Source organism: Actinoallomurus liliacearum (genome assembly GCF_039542035.1).
Taxonomy (GTDB): Bacteria; Actinomycetota; Actinomycetes; order Streptosporangiales; family Streptosporangiaceae; genus Actinoallomurus; species Actinoallomurus liliacearum.
Genome location: NZ_BAABHJ010000001.1, coordinates 1 through 18,943 on the forward strand (window position 1 = coordinate 1; position 18,943 = coordinate 18,943).

General features: G+C 68.2%; 18 protein-coding genes and 2 pseudogenes. 6 read left to right on the forward strand and 14 right to left on the reverse strand.

What is annotated here, in order from left to right:
• Positions 1–461, reverse strand: a pseudogene (locus ABD978_RS00005) (NAD-dependent DNA ligase LigA); the annotation flags it as partial.
• 231 nt (positions 462–692) lie between these two features.
• Between ABD978_RS00005 and ABD978_RS00010 the strand changes: the two are divergent.
• Together ABD978_RS00010 and ABD978_RS00015 are read left to right on the forward strand one after the other, a co-directional pair.
• A complete protein-coding gene (locus ABD978_RS00010; protein WP_345346081.1) occupies positions 693–929 on the forward strand; it encodes a hypothetical protein in 237 nt (78 codons plus the stop codon).
• 457 nt (positions 930–1,386) lie between these two features.
• On the forward strand, positions 1,387–1,857 hold the full coding sequence (locus ABD978_RS00015) for a FadR/GntR family transcriptional regulator (RefSeq protein ID WP_345346084.1): 471 nt from the start codon (positions 1,387–1,389) through the stop codon (positions 1,855–1,857).
• 163 nt (positions 1,858–2,020) lie between these two features.
• Here the strand turns inward: ABD978_RS00015 and ABD978_RS00020 are convergent, their stop codons facing one another.
• From ABD978_RS00020 to ABD978_RS00035, 4 genes are all read right to left on the reverse strand, one after another.
• Positions 2,021–2,743 (reverse strand): serine hydrolase, encoded by a 723-nt coding sequence (locus ABD978_RS00020; protein ID WP_345346087.1) that lies wholly within the window; start codon positions 2,741–2,743, stop codon positions 2,021–2,023.
• A complete protein-coding gene (locus ABD978_RS00025) occupies positions 2,740–4,155 on the reverse strand; it encodes a GntT/GntP/DsdX family permease (RefSeq protein WP_345346090.1) in 1,416 nt (471 codons plus the stop codon). Before ABD978_RS00025 ends, ABD978_RS00020 begins: the two co-directional genes overlap by 4 nt.
• Positions 4,156–4,163: 8 nt before the next feature.
• Positions 4,164–5,732 (reverse strand): N-acyl-D-amino-acid deacylase family protein, encoded by a 1,569-nt coding sequence (locus tag ABD978_RS00030; RefSeq protein WP_345346093.1) that lies wholly within the window; start codon positions 5,730–5,732, stop codon positions 4,164–4,166.
• Positions 5,733–6,254: 522 nt separating this feature from the next.
• Positions 6,255–6,914, reverse strand: a complete 660-nt coding sequence (locus tag ABD978_RS00035; RefSeq protein ID WP_345346096.1) for a TOPRIM nucleotidyl transferase/hydrolase domain-containing protein — start codon at positions 6,912–6,914, stop codon at positions 6,255–6,257.
• A gap of 295 nt (positions 6,915–7,209) precedes the next feature.
• Between ABD978_RS00035 and ABD978_RS00040 the strand changes: the two genes are divergently transcribed.
• Positions 7,210–7,374, forward strand: coding sequence for a hypothetical protein (locus ABD978_RS00040; protein WP_345346099.1), 165 nt, complete (start codon positions 7,210–7,212; stop codon positions 7,372–7,374).
• A 60-nt stretch (positions 7,375–7,434) separates the two neighbouring features.
• Here the strand turns inward: ABD978_RS00040 and ABD978_RS00045 are convergent, their stop codons facing one another.
• The 3 genes from ABD978_RS00045 to ABD978_RS00055 form a co-directional block, all read right to left on the reverse strand.
• Positions 7,435–7,869 carry a hypothetical protein gene (locus ABD978_RS00045; protein ID WP_345346102.1) on the reverse strand — a complete coding sequence of 145 codons (435 nt, stop codon included), beginning with the start codon at positions 7,867–7,869 and terminating at the stop codon, positions 7,435–7,437.
• A gap of 176 nt (positions 7,870–8,045) precedes the next feature.
• Complete coding sequence (locus ABD978_RS00050; protein WP_345347479.1) at positions 8,046–8,180, reverse strand: hypothetical protein; 135 nt, start codon at positions 8,178–8,180, stop codon at positions 8,046–8,048.
• Between the two features lie 409 nt (positions 8,181–8,589).
• Complete coding sequence (locus tag ABD978_RS00055; RefSeq protein ID WP_345346105.1) at positions 8,590–8,910, reverse strand: hypothetical protein; 321 nt, start codon at positions 8,908–8,910, stop codon at positions 8,590–8,592.
• A gap of 439 nt (positions 8,911–9,349) precedes the next feature.
• On the opposite strand from ABD978_RS00055, the gene ABD978_RS00060 reads away from it, so the two are divergent.
• Both ABD978_RS00060 and ABD978_RS00065 read left to right on the forward strand, forming a co-directional pair.
• Entirely contained in the window at positions 9,350–11,716 is a 2,367-nt protein-coding gene (locus ABD978_RS00060) for a tetratricopeptide repeat protein (RefSeq protein WP_345346108.1), read from the forward strand.
• 47 nt (positions 11,717–11,763) lie between these two features.
• Entirely contained in the window at positions 11,764–11,982 is a 219-nt protein-coding gene (locus ABD978_RS00065) for a recombinase family protein (protein WP_345346111.1), read from the forward strand.
• Between the two features lie 317 nt (positions 11,983–12,299).
• Here ABD978_RS00065 and ABD978_RS00070 read toward each other — a convergent pair whose 3' ends face one another.
• From ABD978_RS00070 to ABD978_RS00090, 6 genes and pseudogenes are all read right to left on the reverse strand, one after another.
• Entirely contained in the window at positions 12,300–13,514 is a 1,215-nt protein-coding gene (locus ABD978_RS00070; RefSeq protein WP_345346114.1) for a serine hydrolase domain-containing protein, read from the reverse strand.
• A gap of 144 nt (positions 13,515–13,658) precedes the next feature.
• A pseudogene (locus ABD978_RS43675) lies at positions 13,659–13,762 on the reverse strand (transposase); the annotation flags it as partial.
• A gap of 152 nt (positions 13,763–13,914) precedes the next feature.
• Entirely contained in the window at positions 13,915–14,088 is a 174-nt protein-coding gene (locus ABD978_RS00075) for a tyrosine-type recombinase/integrase (RefSeq protein ID WP_345346117.1), read from the reverse strand.
• A gap of 213 nt (positions 14,089–14,301) precedes the next feature.
• Positions 14,302–15,531 (reverse strand): MFS transporter, encoded by a 1,230-nt coding sequence (locus tag ABD978_RS00080; protein ID WP_345346120.1) that lies wholly within the window; start codon positions 15,529–15,531, stop codon positions 14,302–14,304.
• A gap of 127 nt (positions 15,532–15,658) precedes the next feature.
• On the reverse strand, positions 15,659–16,618 hold the full coding sequence (locus ABD978_RS00085; protein ID WP_345346123.1) for an amidohydrolase family protein: 960 nt from the start codon (positions 16,616–16,618) through the stop codon (positions 15,659–15,661).
• Between the two features lie 225 nt (positions 16,619–16,843).
• The gene (locus tag ABD978_RS00090; RefSeq protein WP_345346126.1) at positions 16,844–17,656 is read right to left on the reverse strand and encodes a COG4705 family protein; all 813 of its coding nucleotides are present in this window, start codon (positions 17,654–17,656) and stop codon (positions 16,844–16,846) included.
• Between the two features lie 349 nt (positions 17,657–18,005).
• On the opposite strand from ABD978_RS00090, the gene ABD978_RS00095 reads away from it, so the two are divergent.
• Complete coding sequence (locus tag ABD978_RS00095) at positions 18,006–18,926, forward strand: LysR family transcriptional regulator (RefSeq protein WP_345346129.1); 921 nt, start codon at positions 18,006–18,008, stop codon at positions 18,924–18,926.
• Positions 18,927–18,943: the final 17 nt, after the last annotated feature.

Genomic DNA, 18,943 nt, shown 5'->3' on the forward strand with positions numbered 1-18,943 from the left:
ATCCCGTGCGAGACGTCCTCCCCCGCCGCGCCGTCTCCGCGCGTCACCAGCTGAACAAGGCGTCCGTCCCGGTACCGGGCCGAGATCGCCAACCCGTCCAGCTTGGGCTCCACGCTCCACGCCATCACCGGCCGGCCCAGGCGGCGCTCGAGCCCGGCCGCCCAGACCTGCAGCTCCTCGGCGGAGAACACGTTGTCCAGACTCAGCATCGGCACGGTGTGCGGCACATCGCCGACGACCGCTCCCCCAGCGACCTTCCCGGTCGGCGACTCCGGCAGAACCTGATCCGGGTACGCCCGCTCGTAGGCGGCGATCCCCCGCACGAGACGGTCGAAGGTGTCATCGTCGAGGGGGGACTCGCCCTGACCGTAGTAGGCCGCCGAGGCGGCCACAGCCGTCTGGACAGCGGCGGCGTACGCGGCCTCGTCGGCGAGTTCGGTGAAGGCAACGGCTTCGCTCATGCCGACATAATGCCTGGTGAGTACGACAATTCTTGTACGAGCCGCGTTGCGGCTTCGCCCCTCGTCCCGGAGTCCGTCATGACCGCCCGACGCCCGCTCCGATGGCTCTCATCCGTGCGCACGCGCGTGCTCAACCAAGATCGACATCGGTCCGGGATTCAAGATCAACTGGTGTTAGCGTGGGCTCGTTCGCACGGCGGCGCGCGCCGCTCATTCCGGAGGGACGATCTCATGCGACAGAAAGCCGCACGGTTCGGCGCGACGCTGGCGGTGGCCGGCGCCCTCGCCGCCGGCGCCCTCGCCGCCGCTGCCCCCGCCGGTGCCTCAACCACGGGCTGGGTCGGGAAGGGTGCCTACCGGACCTACGAAGGCTGCCTTGACGGGGCGACCGCCATCCTCGTCGCGGGGCCGTACACGCAGTACGACTGCCGTTGGGACAGCCCGTACTGGGAGCTCTGGGTGAGGTAGTGGCCACGGGAACGGTCAGGCGTTCCCCCGCCGAGCCGGCACGGCAAGAGGCGGACGCCGGTCGCGCCCCGCGTGACTTCGGCGTCGTCGGAACCGGCGCGGGCCGATTCAACACGACGACCAGGCTCGTCCCCGAGCCGCGTAGGCACGGTGGTGGCCCCCGCACCCACGAGAGGCCGGGTGCCGGGGCGCCGTCGAACGTGCCGCAGGGCATCGGTTCACTGTCGGGGACCCGGGTCATGCTCGCCGAGTTCGGCGGCGAGTCCTTCCAACTCCTTGACGGCGCGGTGGACCAGGTCCTGGTCATTGCGGGTGAGTCCGTAGTCGATGTGGATGCGCGGCAGGCCGTACTCGTCGAGGTCGTCGTCCCGCCGAGCAGGCCGCCGACCGCATCGCCGAACTGGCCCGCGCGGCCGAACCTGGTGCCCGCCTCGGCACCAAGGGCGATTTCCGCGCGTTGTGCGGCGTCTCGGTCAGCACCTTCAACGAGGCGCTCCGCCTGCTGCAGTCCCGCAGCCTGGTCGCGGTCCGGCCCGGCCCCGGCGGCGGCCTGTTCGCCGCCGAGCAGTCCCCCATGGTCCGGCTCGGCAACTCGATGCTGGCCCTCGACGCCGAGCAGACCTCCGTCGCCGAGGCCATCCGGATCCGCGACGCGCTCGACCTGCTGCTGGTCGAAGACGCGCTGTGGCACGCGTCGCGCGCCGACATCGGCGAGATGCGCGAGATCCTGGACGACATGGGAGGCGCCGCCGCCGACGGCGACGCCACCGCCTTCGTACACGCGAACTGGCGGCTGCACGCCCGCATCGCCGCGGTCAGCCCGCACGTCCTGCTGCGCTCGCTGTACGCCAGCCTGCTGGACCTCATCGAGGCCCACACCCAGTCCGTCCAGCCCGACGGCGAACGCCACCTCGCCACCTACCTGTGAGAACGCCACCAGTTGCACTCCGCGCTCATCGACGCGATCGCCGACCACGACCATGAGGCCGCCAGGCGGATCATCCAGGCCCACAAGACCGCCGGAACCCTTTGACCGGTACGCCTCCGCCCCAGAACACCACGCCCGGGTGTCCACGAGATCGGTACCGGCGTTACGGGCGACCCAAGGCGGAGAAGACCAGGCGGCCGCACTCGGCGATGAGGCCGGCGCCGTCGGTGGGCCCTTCGGTCAGCACCGCGAGGACCACCGGCGGGCCGGCGGGCGGATAGACGATCCCCGCGTCGTGGCAGACGTGGCGCAGCTCACCGGTCTTGTGCGCCAGGCGGAAGCCGGGCGGCAGGTGACGCGGCAGCCGGTCGTTGAACTGCTGCGCTTCCAGTACCCCGACCGCGAACGGCGAATCCGCCAGCCGGCACAACACCGAGGCCACGTCGGCGGCGCTGATGAGATTCTCCACGCCACGGTCCCGCGCCTCGGCGTCCATCATCCGCCGGGCCAGCACGGTGGCGGTCAGGTCGTGACGCGCACACCAGGCGTTGACCCGTCCCATGCCGATCCGGTCGATGAGCACGTTCGTCGCCGTGTTGTCGCTGACAGTGATCATCAGTGTGAGCAGGTCGCGGGCGCTCATGTCCGCGACGTCGGCCAGATGAGCCAGCACGCCGGAGCCGGGGACCGCGGGCCGCACCGGCAGCCGCTCGTCGAATGGCAGGCCCGAGTCGAGGGCGGCGGCCAGGATCGGAAGCTTGATCAAGGACGCGGCGGTGAAACGGTGATCCGCCGCGATCTCGATGGCCTCGCCGGCGCCAAGTGGGCGGACGACGACCGCCGCCCTCCCGGCCGCCAGCTCGGTCAGCGATTCGCGCAGACTCATGTCAGGGCCAGGAACAACACGGCGAAGAGCGCGGTGTTGGTGATGATGATGGCCCAGCCGTTGAACAACATCAGACGAAGGCTGGACGAGCGTGCCAAGCCCATCTGCCCGATCATGTCGGCACCCGGAAGCGGACCGAGCTGGTCGATCTGGGAGGTGCCGAGCAGCGCCACCGCCCACACACCGGGGGCGACGCCGAGCGCGGCGGCGACCGGACCGAACAGCTTGTTGACCAGCACCACCTGGGCGACGGCCGCGCCCGGTACCGCGTGGAGATAACCCAGGAAGACGATGAGCATCAGGAACACCCACGGGCCGGCGTGCGACAGCACCGGCTTGAGATCGGTGAAGACCGCGTTGAAGGCACCGGTCTCACCGATCAGCGTGAGCATCGGGTCGAGCATCCAGAACAACAGGAACAGCCAGATAAGCCGCGCCGCGCCGACGTACATCGCGTCCAGGATCCGCTTCGGCGCCAGCCCACCGGCCAGCCCGGTCGCGACGGCGGTGACGATCATGACGACGACGGCGTACGAATACGTGGCCTTCTCCGCGATGCCGTAGACGGCCAGCGCCAGCAGCACGACCGCCAGGACCAGCGCCGCCCGGCGGGCCTGTCGGGTGTCGGTCCCGGCGGTGGTGTCGGCCGCGTCCGCCGCGGTGTACTCCTGGTCGGTGTGACGCTGGATCCAGCGCGCCATGAAGAAGCCCGTCACGATCGTCATGGCCGCGACCGGCAGGCCCGCGTGCAGCAGGTAGGCGCCGTAACTGAGCCGGGTCGCAGCCATGATCGTCACCACGGGCGGGGTGAACGGGCCGGTCATCAGGCCCGCGGCCCCGGCCGCGTGCAGCATCGCCGCCACCGCGGGCGGACGCCAACCGGTTCGCGCCGCGATCGGGATGATGATCGGCGCCAGGATCGCGTTACCGCCGGCCAACGTGCCCAGTGCGCCCACGATGATGAGGGACGAGACCATGATCCCGAGCTGCACCCGGGTGCGCGTGTTGAGCCCGATCCGGCCCATCACGAACCTGATGAGCGCCTGCGCGGCGCCGGTCTCCTGCGTCACCTGCCCGAGCGCCGATCCGAGCAGGATGATCACGCCGATGACCGCGACCAGCGACCCGAGCGACGTCGCCATCTGAGCCCCGAGGGGGATCGGGCCGGTGCGTGTCATGACCGCCGCGACGATGAGCGCGCCGGCGGTCGCCAGCACCACATCGACGCCGAGGAGCGCGAGCACCGCGTAGAGGAAGATCGGTACTAGCCCCCACAGGCCCGCCTTGGCGCCGCCCACGGCGATCACGATGCCGATGAGCAGCGCGACCGCGAAGGCCCCGGTGGCGATCATCGGCAGCCGCCGGGAGCGTTCCTCCCGGGGCGTCTTCTCTACGGGCGTGGTCGTACTCATGGGGCTCCTCAGGGCCTGGGTCGCCGGAGCACGCGTCCGGGACGGTTGCCGGTCAAGGCCGTGTCACGCAGCGCCGCCGTGCCGTTCACGACGACGTGACGTACGCCCGTCGCCAGGTTCCAGGGATCGTCGAAGGTCGAGATGTCCCGGACGGTGCCCGGGTCCAGCACGACCAGGTCGGCGGCCAGTCCCTCGCGGATCCGGCCGCGGTCGGTCAGCCCCGCCCGCGACGCGGGCAGCGAGGTCATCTTCCGCACCGCGTCGGCGAGCGTGAGCAGGCGCGCATCGCCCGCGTACCGCCCGAGCACCCGCGCGAACGTACCGAAGCTGCGCGGGTGCGGTCGCCCCGTACCGGAAGGGCGGAGCGTCCATCCGTCGCTCGCGACGCTGACGTGCGGATGCGACAGCACCGCGCGCATGTCGTCCTCGGCCATCGCGTGGTTCACGATGCCGGCCGAGCCGTTGTGCGCGGCGAGGACCTCCAGGGCCGTCTCCGCCCCGCCGAGGCCGAGTTCGCCGCCGAGTTCGGCGAGACTCCGGCCGATCCATGCCGAGTACGGACCCGGTGGCAGTTGCGCGAGGACGATGGCGTCGGGGTCGATCCTCGTTTCCGCGGCGATTCGGCGCCTGACCTCCGTGTCCGCGAGCCGGTCCAGCAACCGGTCGACGCCGCCGTCCAGCGCCCAGCCCGGAAGCCGAGACGTCAGCGTCGTGGACGAGGCGGTGTAGGGATAGACGTCCGCGGTGACATCCACGCCCTCCGCGCGGGCCTCGTCGATCAGCCGCAGCGCCTCATGTACCTTTCCGTGGTTGTCCCGCCCCATCGCCTTGAGGTGCGAGATCTCCAGGCGCACGCCGGATTCGCGCGCCGTGGCCAGTGCTTCGGTGACGGCGTCGATCAGCCTGTCGGCCTCGTTGCGCATGTGCGTGGAGTACAGCAGGCCGAGCCGCGCCGCGGTGCGCGCGAGTTCCGTCACCTCGTGCGGCGGCGCGTAGCACCCGGGGGCATAGATGAGGCCGCTGGAGAAGCCCGCCACGCCCTCCTCGGCGGCGCGTTCGAGCAGGCGGCGCATTGCCGCGAGCTCATCCGGCGTGGCCGCCCGCTCGTCGTAGCCGAGGGCGGCGATGCGCAACGCGTTCAGCCCGACCTGGGCCACCAGGTTGACGGCCGGATGGGCGCGGTCGACGGAGTCGGCGTAGTCGCGGAAGCCGGTCCAGTCCCAGCGCAGCTCATCCCGGCCCATGAAGCCGGCCGCCCGGCGCAGGCTCTCCGGGTCCTTGGCCGGGAACGGGGAGAAGCCGCAGTTACCGCCGACGAGTGTCGTCACGCCCTGGTAGAGGCAGGTGTCCGCGCCAGGGTGCCCCTGGACGGAGAAGTCGGCGTGGGAGTGGAGGTCGATGAAGCCAGGCGTCACCACATGGCCGGTCGCGTCGAGGGTTTCAGCGCCCGACAACGCTCCGGGGGGCGCGATGGCGGCGATCCGGTCACCTCGTACGCCGACGTCGGCCGGCACGGCCGCCGCACCGGTGCCATCGAGCAGGTTTCCACCGGTGATGACGAGGTCGAGTTCGGTCATGGTCCGGTACCAACCTCCGGTCTGGTCAGTAGGAGGGGGCGCTATCCCGCCATCTTCGCCTGCCCGAAATATGGATTAACGGCAAACAGGTATCAATCGGACTTCTATCAAGATCACCCACTGTCGTCAATAGACCGCGCTCGGCGGCGACGTGCTCCGCGAGGCCTTCGCCCCCTCGGACTCGGCATGCGCCGCCTACCCGATCAGCCGGCATCGAACAGGTCGTCGACGGCGAGCACGCCGATCTCAGGAGACAAGCGCGCTACGGCCCGGCGACGCAAGCAGCCGACGGGGCCAGCGCGTCCGAGTGGCTGTTGCGAATCGAACGATCTACAACGCCGGCGCCTGACAGATTGCCGGTCATGAACGCGCCACCACCGGCCCGCAGACCGGGCCCGTCTGCTGCGGCGCGGCTTCGCACTGGACGCTGACAGACGCGATTCGCCTGGCCGACGACCTCATGCGGACAGCCTCTCAGGACCTGGTCACCCTGCCCTGAGGACCGGGGTTCTGGCGTATGAATCAGACGAAGGTCAGGAGACGATCGAGCGGCTCGGGCATACGGCTGAGATCCAGCGCCTCAGCGAGAACGCGCGCATAGTGGATCTTCCGGCCGCCGCGGCTCCCCATGAAGCGATGTAGCTGCTGGTCACGGGTCCGGTTCCGCTGCGCCGGCTGGTTTTGGAGGATGCGGAACGACGTGAGCTCGCCCTGGGCCTCGATCGCCTGCTCTGTGCGGGCCACGCCGAGCGAGCGGATCAGTTCGTCCTCCAGGTCGGTGACGCACACGAAGAATCCGGCCCGTTCCAGGCTGCCGCGATCCGCAACCGGGCTCAGGCCGACTCGCCGAAGACTGCGCCGGAGGCCGGGTTCCTCGGCCATGTCGCACAGGCCCGCCAGCCGGACGTCGAGCCCGCGCGGACCGAGCACATCCAGGAAATGGCCGACGTTCGTCGCGCCGCCCATCGGAACGATGAAAACACCCTCGTCGTGAAGCTCACGTCCGCTACGCGCGGCGAGCGCAGTGAGGGCCGCGTAATCGCTCATTCCCTCCACCAGCACGACCGTGCCCCCACCGGCAGTCACGCCAGGCGCGTATTCCCTCACCGCCGCCTGCGCGGCATGCCGCCCACCCGCCTTCCGAGGAATCAATGCCGGAGGGGAGTGCGAGTAATCGTCCACCTGAGTAATCATTCCAATTCGGCCGGCTCCTGGGGCCGCTTCCAGCGGAGCAGCGCCTCTACCGCCCGCTCCGCAGCCCGGAGAATGCCGCGCGCATCTGGCACGTCTCGGAAGGACTGACAGAGGTCTCATTCCCGACAGCCGGGGCGGTCCCGCCGCTTTCCGTGGAAGACATCACGTAGCCGCCCGTCATCGGCTCGACGTCCCCGCACGACCCGTAGGTCACCAACACAACTGCCTCCAGAACAGAGGACAACGGTGCCCTGGACGGCCCACCGAGATAGCGTTAACAACCGTGGCATCCCGCCCGTACGACGCGATCATCCCGTCCCGCCTGCCGGGCAGCCCGCGCGCCTGGACGTACACGAGCGGCCTGGCCGAGCTGGCCTGCGCGGCGGCGATCGCCGTTCCGCGCACGCGCCGGGCGGGCGCGCTTCTGCCGCAACCCAAGAGATACTGAGCTGAGAACTCTCCGACCGTGCCTACGGCGCCGGGCTCGGTCGGAGAGCTCATGGAATGATCACGGGCAGATGTCGATGTGGTCGATGTGGTTGGCACTGACCGACGCCAGGTCGCTGTATGGGTGGAGGGTCCACTGCACGTTCGACCAGCCGAATGCGTACCACCAGCCCACGGCGGTGTAGCCGTTCTCGCTGTCGACGGATCGGACGTTGCCGTACAGCCCGTAGTCGTTCAGGTCCAGGGCCCTGCCCATGCCGGTTCCGTCGCTGGGGCACCACTCCGAGTTGGTCTGCAGTTTCAGCGTGCCGCTCTGGAAGTTCGGCTGGGTCCAGAGGCAGACGCTGCCGTCCGGGCATCCCATGAACGACATCGCGGACATGGCCCCCTTCTTAGCGGGCTCGGAGAAGGTGAGGGTGATGTCTCCGTTGGCATAGTGAATCTTGTTGGGTGCGGTGATCTTTCCACCCGGGTGGCGCTTCAGTTGGGCCGCCATCTGCTCTCTCATATGAGTGGACGGATGCAAGACAGTGGCCTGCGCGGGCGCGGCTACAGCCGCGGACGTCGCAGCGACGGTCGCGGCGGTGACGGCGAATCTCGTCCAGACGGACACTTTGGAGGTCCTTTCAAGAGGCTTTTGCCGTGGTGTATGCGTGATCTAGTGAGGGCGGATCACTGGTATCCGACCCAGTAGGTCCGGTCCCCGTTCCCGCAGGCGTGGTAGGTGTTCGACGCCCACGTGCGCAGCAGCGCCGTTCCTCTCGAGCCGCCACCGACACCGACACCGCCCAGCGTCCGGCAGGTCACCGGCTGGATCCTGCACCTTCCGGACAATCTCCAGCCCGGTGAACGACAGCAACTCGAGGCGCTCACCACCGCCGGCCCGGTGCCGGCCAGCATCCAGGAACACGTTCGCGGATTCGCTCACATGATGCTGCACCTGCACGGTGACCAACTCGAACACTGGATGAGCCCGGTCGAATCCAACGACCTGCCCGAACTGCGCTCCTTCGTCACCGGGCTCCACCGAGACCTGGATGCCGCCCGCGCCGGTCTGACCTGCCCTACAGCTCCGGGGAGGTCGAAGGCCACATCAACCGCATCAAGCGCCAGATGTATGGCCGCGCCAACCCCGGCATGCTGCGCAAACGCATCCTGCTCGCCGACTGAGAAACCCGAGCGGCGGGCCGTCTTCGCGGCTGGCTGCCCCGAGTCGTCAGTCGCCGGCTGCGTTGCAGGCCAGAGTTACGACATAGTCCGATACGTTGGTTCCTTCAAGTCCGGCCCAGCACAGGTCGAAGGAAATCCAGCTACCTGAAGCTCCGTTTTCACAGGCCTGGGCTCGGGCGGTTGTTATCGGGTACCCGCTGGTGACGAGGACGTATTCGCACTGGCCCGACGTGGCCGGTTTCGCGGGCGCGGTTGCGGTCACCGCGGCGGATGCGGCCGGCGCCAGCGCCAAGCCTCCACCGGCGAGGGTGACGGCGGTCAGTGCAGTGGCAGCGCCGAGACGGCGGCCGGAGAACGGTTGTTTCACTTGGTACTCCTTTTCCTTTGATGAAGGTGCCAGTGGCACGGACGATCTCCATCGACAGTCGGCCAGTGGCGTGAGCTATCGCGCAATGTGGCGGAGGGTCCTTGCCTGGTAGCCAGTTGTCGACAGTTGTTGGGTGCTCCTTCTTTGTTTGTGCTGATGATGGGTTTGGAGCTCTTGCGGTGGTTCGGTCACCCTCGCCGGAACGGTCACCCAGACCACCCCTGGGACCGAGGGGGGCAAGGTCACCCGGCCGCGTGACCGGTCTCGGCCACCTAGTCCGGTCGTATGACCCGCCCTCGCAGCACAATCACTCTGCGGGAGGAAGCCCGGCGAAGTCTCGCTTCCCACACACATCCACACATCCCACACACGCTCATTTACCGTGTTGTTCCGGGGTGTACGGCTTTCAGGGGGCGTTGTGGTACGGCACGGGGGTGTGATGCCAGATCCGGGTAAGGCCACGGATCTGGCGGAGTTCATCGGCTTGCTGGGTGAGCTGCGCGTGTGGGCAGGGATGCCCTCCTATCGGACGCTGGCCAAACAGGCCGGGCCTTTCATGAAGCCTCCGCGGGTTGTATCACCATTCACGGTCGCGGACGCCTTCAAGGCCGGCCGGCGTCGCCTGGATCTGGACCTGGTGGTCGCGATCGTCCGGGCGTTGGGGGTGGACGCGGACGGTGTGGCTCGCTGGCGCGAGGCGTGCGTCAAGGTCCACGGGCTGGCGAAGACAGGCGGTCCGGTCGGTGTGTTCGGTCAGCTTCCCGCGGAGCTCGCGACCTTCACCGGCCGTGAGGATGAGCTGACACGGCTCATCGAAACGGCTACACGCCGGCACGACAGCGGGAGGGCTCGAACGGTCGTGATCTCCGCGATCGAGGGCATGGCGGGGGTGGGCAAGACCCAGCTCGCCGTCCGCGTCGCCCACGAGCTGGTCCGCGCCGGCCACTTCACCGACGTCCAGCTGCACGTGAACCTGCGCGGCTTCGACCCTGATGTCCCGCCCGCCGACCCCGCCGCGGTGCTGGAGGCGTTCTTGCGGCAGCTCGGTGTGCCCGCGCAGCAGATCCCCGTGAGCCGGGAGGAGCGGGCGGGGATGTACCGTGACCGGCTACGCGAAAGCGGTGCGCTGATCCTGCTCGACAACGCCGCCGACGAAGACCAGGTCCGCGACCTCATCCCCGCCGGCCCGACCTGCCTGGTACTGATCACCAGCCGCCGCAGCCTCGCCGGCCTTGACGGCGTCACCCCGCACCGGATCGACACCTTCACCGACACCGAATCACTCGACCTGCTCATGCGGATCGCCGGACGACACCGCGTCACCGCCGAACCCGAAGCGGCCACCCGGATCGTGGAGTACTGCGACCGTCTCCCGCTGGCCCTGGCACTGACTGCAGCACGGCTCCGCTCCCGGCCCGCGTGGAGCCTTGCCGAGCACGCCGACCGGATGCAGGCCGGGCGACTGGAGGCGATCCGCGCCGGCGGCCGCGCGATACGCCCCGTCTTCGACCTGTCCTACCGGGGTCTCGCCGAGCCGCTCCGGCGCGTCTTCCGCCTCCTGGGCCACCATCCCGGCCCCGACTTCACCCCGGCCCTCCTCGCCGCGCTCGCCGACATCCCCGCCCACGAGGCCGAGGCCGCCCTCGAGCAGCTCCAGGACGACAACCTGATCCGCCAGAACACCCCCGGCCGCTACGAACTCCACGACCTGCTGCGGGCCTACGCCGCCGAACTCACCGACGCCGACCCCGAGCCGGACCCCACCGCACCTGTGGCCCGGCTGGCGACCTGGGCGGTAGCCACCGGCCATGCCGCAGCACGCGCCATCGGCGCCCCGCCCCTGTCCGGTGTCCCTGCCGCACAGGCCGCAAGGCCCGGCCATTTCGCCAGTTACGACGAGGGCCTGGCGTGGTTCGACAATGAACGCCAGAACCTCGCCGCCATCCAGGACTCTGCTGCCCGAGCAGGACTTCACCGCCATGTGTGGCAAATCGCCGCGGTCCAGAAGGAATTCTGTATCACCCGCCAGCAGTTCAACGACTTTCTCGCCGTACAGCAACTCGCTGTCGTGGCCGCGCAGGCCGCCGGCGACCAGGCCGCCGAGGCCCTGATGCTGTCCGGACTCGGCAGCATCCACTGGAGGATGGACCGCCTCGACGAAGCAGAAGACAGCTGTCTGAGAGCACTAAAGATCTACCGCACTGTCGTCGACCCCTCCGGCCAGGCCTCAGCTCTGATCGACTACGGCGCGGTCCAAGGCCAACGCGGGAATCACGAGCACAGCGTCACCCTCCTCACCCAGGCCCTTGACCTGCTCCACGACCCAGACTCGCGTCGGGCCCGCGCGACAGCGCTGCAGAACCGGGGAGTGTTCCACCAACGTTTAGGACACCTGGCTCAAGCCTTCGCCGACACTCAGCAGGCCCTCGCGATCTACCGGCAGCTGAACTACCGCCGCGGCGAAGCCCTGGCCATCGGCAATCTCGCCTTCTTCCACCTTGTCAACACAGACCTCGACAGCGCCTTCGATCTCTTCCGCGAACAACAACACCTCGCTCTGCTGCTGTCTGACACCTTCGTCCAGGCCGACGCGCTCCTCGGCACCGGTGAGACCCACGCCACCGCCGGCAACTTCGACCAAGCCCGTCACGCCTGGCAGCAAGCACTTCACCTCTTCGAAAAAATGAGTCACCCAAGGGCGGCCGCTGCGCAGCAGCGGCTCGACACCACCGAAAATAAGTGGCCGATCCCCTGGACACCGACAGACTGGGCTGCCCCTCAGCCGACGGGTCGTGGCGAACCTTGAAGGGTGTAGCTCTTCGGCAGGGATCGGGTTGATCATGTCGACGACACGTGAAAACTGACCCCCAGGCGGCGGGCGGGATCTACGACCCGTCCGGCACCGGGCGGGTGCTGTTCGCGTTCTTCGCCGCGATGGCCGAAACCGAACGCGAGAACATCCGCGAAGCCACCGGCGAGTACTACCGCACCCCCCATCAAGCCGTCGCGCCGAGAGTATGGGTAATGCTGTTTACCCTAATTGATCGTTCCGGGATGAGTGGCGCGAGATAATCCATATGGAAACTTCCTATGCCCGCCTGCGCCCGCCGATGGAACTCGTCCTGCGCCGTGTCGGACTCGGGATAGCACGCCGCAGCCGACATGCCCCGGGCCTTCGCCTCGTCGTCCATCAGTCGGTGCTTGGTCATCGCTCGTAGATGCCCGGTCTCGCGTGCGGCGACCCTTTCGGCCCTCGCTCGGATCGCTGCGACCAAGTGAAAAGTAGCTGTGCGTAACTTCCGCTACCGGGACACGCGACGCTCTGACCTGCGCAGGACCCCTACTTTCCCCCTGGTGACACGGACCTGAGTGGAGGGCCAGGACGGACGTCACGAAGGCCGCCGCTGGGGGCGCGGAGTGCCGACCCGGCCCTGGCGGGCCTTGCGCTCCGCAGCGCCCGCTCTGGCGTCACCCGTCGGGCAGAGGACGGACTCGCCGGCCTTGAAGATCGCGGAGAAGATGGCGTCGGTTTTGTCGTCGGCGACGCTCCGGGTGGCGGAGACGGCGAATTGCTTCCGGCCGCCGGTGGAGAAGAAGGTCATGGCGATGTAGCCGGGCGCGTCGCCGCCTTGCACCTTCAGGTCGTCTCCGCACCGGTCCATGCTCCGCAGCGCGATGGGCTTGGGACCGTTGGTGAGAATCTTCTGCAGTGCCGGGGGCAGCAGTTTGCCCTGGTTGAAGGCTCGCTGGAAGGTGCTGACGTCACGGGTGGTCGAGACGACGCCGCCGGCGCCGTTACCCCAGCTGGCGTTGAAGCGGTCCACGTCGCGAGGGGTACCGGTGGAGTCGGGGTAGTAGCCGTGCCCGTGCGGGCCGTTGATGCCCTCGGGCGGCTTGGTGACATGGTAGGTCTGGGTCATGCCGAGCGGGCGGAACAGGCGGCGGTCAAGCTCGTCGGACAGGGGGTGGCCGGTCAACCTCTCGATGATCATGCCGAGGAGGGTGTAGTTGGTGTCGGAGTAGGTGTACTTCTCGCCCGGCGCTCCGGTGCGCGGCAGGCCCCGCGTCATCTTCACGATGTCGATGGGCCGGTGGTAGGTGGTGAAGTCGAAGACGTTGAACGCCGGTACGGTCGTGCCGGGCTTGTAGAACCAGCCCGGGATGCCGGAGGTGTGCTCGATCAGCTCCTTGACGGTGATCTGGTCGGCGAGTTCCACCAGCCCGCCGGCGGCCACCTCGGGCAACACGTCGGCCAGCTTGTCATCCAGGCCGAGCTTGCCGTCCTCGACGAGCTGGAGGATCACGGTGGCCACCATCCACTTGGTTTGCGAACCGACGCGGAACCGCGCGTCCGCCGGGATCCTGCCGCCTTTGCCGTTGAGCAACCGAGACCCGGCGGTGCCACGGCCGGCGAGCTTGCCGTCCACATAGGCGCCACCGATCGCACCTACGACGCCGGGTGTCTTGGCCACGTTCTCCATGGCCTTCTGAACGTTGCCGACTGCGGTGGTACGGGCGGCCACCGCAGGCGAGGCGATGGCCGGCAGCAAGGCCACCGCGGACGCGGCGGCAACGGACATGCGCTTGACCGCAAGGGAGTTCATGCCTCCATCGAAGACAGAGGGCCGTTGCGGTCGCGTATGCATTTATCGATACGCCCGCGATACGCGGCAGGTCTGCACCAGGGCCTGGCGCCAGAGGTGGGCGACCACGTCCGGCAGCCCGGAAAGCCCGTCGCAGACGAGCTACCGCTTGCGGACGATCTGCGGTTCGGAACTGCCGCCCCGGTCGCGGGGAAAGATGATCTCGACCGGGCCGACCTGGTCACCGTCTTGGACCGGTGCCCGTTGCGGAAGTCGTCGACGAGCGTGGTTGCCAGTAGCCCTACGGTCTGCACGCTCTTGCGGCGCTCGTCCGCCGTGGCGGGCTGATCTCCTCCAGGACGGAGCCGATCAGCCTCTAGCTTCACCGCCTTGCCCTAAAACAGCACGTCAGGCCTCAAGATCACCGCTTAGCGTACGTTCTCGTTCCATTGCTCCCCCGCGGGCCGGTCTCGGTGCTGGCGTGGCCGAGGCGGCGGCGGACGGTCTCGATGGAGACGCCGGCCTTGATGAGTTCAGTGGCGTGGGCGTGGCGCAGTTGGTGGATGCCGAGGCCGGCGGCGGCTCGTCGCCGCACATGTACAGGACGAGGTCGCCGCCGCCATGGCGTCCGCCCCGGTGGTCGCCCGGCTTGAGGTGCTCGACCTGTCCATGGGCACCCTGAGCGACGACGGCGCCACCGCCCTCCTCAGCGGCCAGCCGCTGACCCACCTCAAAATGCGTTCCGCGGCGGCGCTGACGGCCGGCGGGCGAGTCTCCGGTCGACCAGGTCGGCGGCGGGGTATCCATCTCACAGTGCCGGTTCGGCCGGCTCTTCAACCGGCCGCATGGCAGGGGCCTTCCCCTTGAGTCGCCGGGGAGTCCTTGATCCGATGGCGAGAGCGAGCATTGCGCCGAGAACCGCCGGTATCGCGAAGAGAACGAAGTTCCACTGCGGCGCGAAACCGGCGGCGAGTATCCAGCCTCCCAGAGTCGGGCCGGCGATGGCGCCGATCCGGCCTATTCCCAGCGTGACACCCACCGCGCTACCCCGGGCGTGCACCGGATAAGTGCGTGAGATGTACACGTTGATAAGCCCTTGAACACCGAGCGCGCCTGCGCCGCCGATCATCACTACCGTGTAGAGGATCGCCGGCGGCGACTTGACGCTCAAGCCGGTGATGGCACCTGCGGCCACGACGAAACACGCGATGATGGGTCCTTTCGACCCAGCACGGTCGGCGAGTATCGCTATTGCGAGTCCCCCGACCGTCGCACCGAGATTGAGGAGCGTGAGGAACGTCAATGAGGAGCCCAGGGGGTACCGCGCCGCCTGCATCAACTGCGGCAACCATGTGTTCATCCCGAAGATGAGCAGGAAAGAACAGATCACCATGCCGCAGAACAGCGTTGTCGTTCCCACGTACGGTGGCCGCAGCACAAGACGGAATCCGCCGTCTCCAGGCGCACTCTGCGCCTCAGCGGATGTCCGCCGGTACGCCGGTGATTCGGGCAGCCATCTGTGAGTCATCACCAACAGCAGCAGTCCGACGCCACCGCCGACAAGGTACTCCAGCCGGAAATCAGATTTGTGCAGGAGGACGTTGGCCACCATGGCAGCCAATGATCCCCCTATCGTGACGCCGCACTGAACGATCGCTGAGTACAGGTTCTTTCGCGTCACCGGTGTGAACTCGAAGATCAGCGGTGTTATGGCGGGGTAGATCGCACCGACCCCCAGCCCGACCACGAATCGGCCGGCGCCGAACACCTGTGGATCGAGGGCGAACGCACACGTGAACATCCCCAATGAGACGGCCACGAGGCTGACCAACGCCGTTCGTCGTCGCCCGTACCGATCGGTGAGCTGCCCGACCAGTAGGGCCCCGAACAGCATTCCCACGGGTGTGAGACTGCCCAGCACGCCCAGCGCTGGTAGAGAAAGGCCCCACGGCCGATATCGGTGCAACAGCGGCGCCGTCGCGCCGAAGGCGACGAGGTCATAGCCCTCCAGGGTCATGACGGCCAGCCCGATTCCCACAGCCTTCCGCAGCAGAGAAGACGGCGGCGCCGGTGATACGCCAGGTCGCGTTGTGCTCACGTACGGATTCCTCATCCTCTCAGGTCACGGCTTCGTCGTGACGTGCCTACAGTCGGGACGAACCCGTTCAGGTGTGCAGGTGAAGGACCCGTACGGCGTTGCCGTGACCGATCTTCGCGCGGTCGGTATCGCTGAGCGGCGCCTGGTCGAGGAAGCGAACGGCCTCAGCGGTGTCCTCGAACGGGTAGTCGATGGCGAACATGATGGCGTCGGCACCGATCGCCAGGACCGCGCCGGCGAGGGCGGCCGGTGAGCAGACACCGCTGGTGGTGATCAGGATGTTGCTGCCGAGGTACTCCGACGGCTTCCGGGTGAGTGTCCGCTGTGCCTGGCGGGCATAGCGCGAGTCGAGCCGCGCGAGCTGGAAGGGCAGGAATTCGCCCATGTGACCGAGGATCATCGTGGCACGTGGGTGCCGGTCGAATACCCCGCCGAAGATGATCCGGAGGGCATGTCCACCCGTCTCGGCCGCCCAGCTCCACAGCGGGCCTTGCAACTCGGGACGTCCCGCGAGCACTCGCCAGGGCTCAGTCGGCGGGGCACCCGGGTGGAGGTACAGCGGAACGTCCAGGTCCTCAAGGGCGGCCCACACCGGTTCGTACCGCGGATCATCGAGATAGCCACCTCCGGTGTGGTCGTTGACGAGCGCCCCGCTGAGTCCGAGTGAGCCGACGGCGCGGTGGAGTTCGGCCACGGCGGCCTCGGGATCCTGGAGTGGCAATGCGGCCAGGCCGCGGAACCGGGTCGGATGAGCGGCGATCACGCCGGCCAGGTGGTCGTTGGCCACGCGGGCGTCCGTGACCGCCTGCCGGGCGTCGGTCACGCACTGGACTCCCGGGGCGGTCAGCGAGAGCACCTGGATGTCGACGCCGTGCTCATCCATGTCGTGCAGTCGGTAGGTCGTGTAGTCGCACAGCCGTTTCGCCCAGTCCTCGGCCCAGTGGCCGGCGGTGACCGTCCTGGGCACGGGGTATTGGGCCTGCAGTTCGGGGATGGCGAAGGCTTCTTCCATCGCGATGAGACCCAAGGCACATGCCCTTCTGTTGGCGCCGCACAGATCGGCGGCTCTCGAATGCCTGCTGCTACGTGTCTGTCGTGTACGCAGTCAGGCCATGGGGGGTTGATGAACGGCGGACGGCGGGGGCGGTCGCCGCCATTCGTAGCGCGCCTGGACGCCCTCGAACGGCCGCGGGATTCAGAGCCGATCGTCGACTGTGGCGTCCATATCGGAGCGGCACTCGGAGAAGGCTCCTTAACCGTCCGCCTCCTCGGAGGGGCGGACCTCGGCGGTCGGGTCGGCTCCGCGCATCCCAAGCAGTCCGAGCAGCGCGACGATGGCGATCGTCGCGCCGAGGCTGATCCATCCGGTACCCAGGCCGAGGCCGTCCTGGCGAGACGAGGACAGCCAGTCGGTGATCGACGCGCCGAGCGGACGGGTGATGATGTAGGCGGACCAGAACGCGGTAACGGTGCCCAGGCCCGCCCAGCGGTACGCGGCGGCCGGGACGGCGATCGCGATGGCGAACAGGACGATCGAACCCAGGTACCCAAGGTGCAGCCGGTTGGCTGTCAGGTCGCCGGCGACGGTGCCGAGCGCGAAGGTGGTCATCACCATCGTCCAGTAGAAGCGTTCCCGGCGCGGGGTGGTGATGCTGTGCACCGACAGGGTTCTCTCCCGGGCATACCACCAGACGAGAATCACGGCCAGCACGATCGAGAGCCCCACCGTCGTAACCAGGTACGGAAGGCCGACCACGAAGTCGAGAACGTCGGCGATCATGGTGCCGAAGATGGCCACCATGACCACGGCCGACCAGTAGATCCAGAGGCGGTAGCGATCGCTGCGGAATTGGGCGATCAGCGCAACCGCCAACGCGATTGCGGCGCCACCCAAGGCGAGTCCCGGATTGACGTGGCTGACGAGAAAATCCGAGAAGGTCTCCCCCATTCCAGTAGTGAGAATCTTGATGATCCAGAACAGTGCGGTGATTTCGGGGACCTTGGCGACGAGCCGCCGTGCGCCTGTGGCGCCAGGTCTCTGATCATCGAGTGCTGCGATACGCATAATGATTAGTTGTTCCTGGAGAGAGGGTGCGAACTAGCGGACGACGAGTGTCCACAGCTGACGAGAGGGTTCGGCCTGGCCGTCGGATGCCGAACACGCGCTCGGCCGTATGACTCTCATGCCCGCCGCCCGCCGTCGACCGACAGCGCGGTCCCGGTGACGAAGGACGTCGCTCATGCGGGCTCAGACCGCCATCCGTTCGATATCCGTGAGGAACTGTTCCGGCCGGGTGACAGACAGGGGGCGGTCGAAGGAAACGACCATCAAATGGTTGATCACCCTTCGATTCTTGAGGGTGCACGCCGCTGGTGTCCAAGACCGGTTCGATCTTCGGTGATAACCTGGAGGCATGGTTGAACTGGAGACCCGCGAGCTCGAGTACTTCCTCGCGGTCGCCGACGAGTTGCACTTCGGCCGGGCCGCCGTCCGGCTCTCGATCGCCCAGCCGGCGCTGTCCAAGGCGATCCGGCGGATCGAGACCCGGCTCGGCGTCCCGCTGTTCGTCCGCTCCAGTCGGCACGTCGCACTCACCCCCGCCGGACAGGCGCTGCAGGAACACGGGCGGCACGCGCTCAACGCCGTCAGCGCCGCCGTCCGGAACGCCCGGCGCGCCGCCGACCCCCACGCCCACCTGCGCCTCGTGCTCAAGCCCGGCGGCGACGCCGGCCTGTTGTCGGGGATCCTGGCCGAGTACGCCCACCAGCCCGACGCCCGCCGGGTGGACATCCTGTTCAGCGGCCCCGCCGACCGCAACGACATCCTGCTCGACGGCCGGGCCGACGTCGGCCTGCTCTACGCCCCATTCGACGACCTCGACGGCCTGGCCCACGAGACACTGCACACCGAGGACCGCGTGGTCATCGTCCCGGCCACACACCGCCTCGCCGGACGCGCCTCGGTACGCATGTCCGACCTGGAAGGTGAGACGCTGCCGCGCTGGAAAGGGGTCCCCGGGGGCGACGGCACCGGCCCCGAGGTCGCCGACGTGACCCAGCTGCTCCACATGATCACGGTGAGCCGGATGATCGGCGTGCTTCCCCGCTCGCTGGTCGAACCACTCCCGGCCGGCCTGGTCGGCGTCCCGGTGACCGACACACCACCCAGCCGGCTCGTCCTCGCCTGGAACGAGCACGACCGCCGGCCGCTGGTCGCCTCGTTCGTGACCGCCGCGCTCAGGCCACAACGGCATCGGACCCGATCGGCCATCGACACGCCTGAAGCACCGCCCGAATCGGACGACGAGCGGCTCGTGGTGGAGGAGCTGCGGTGAGCGAGACACCACTGTCG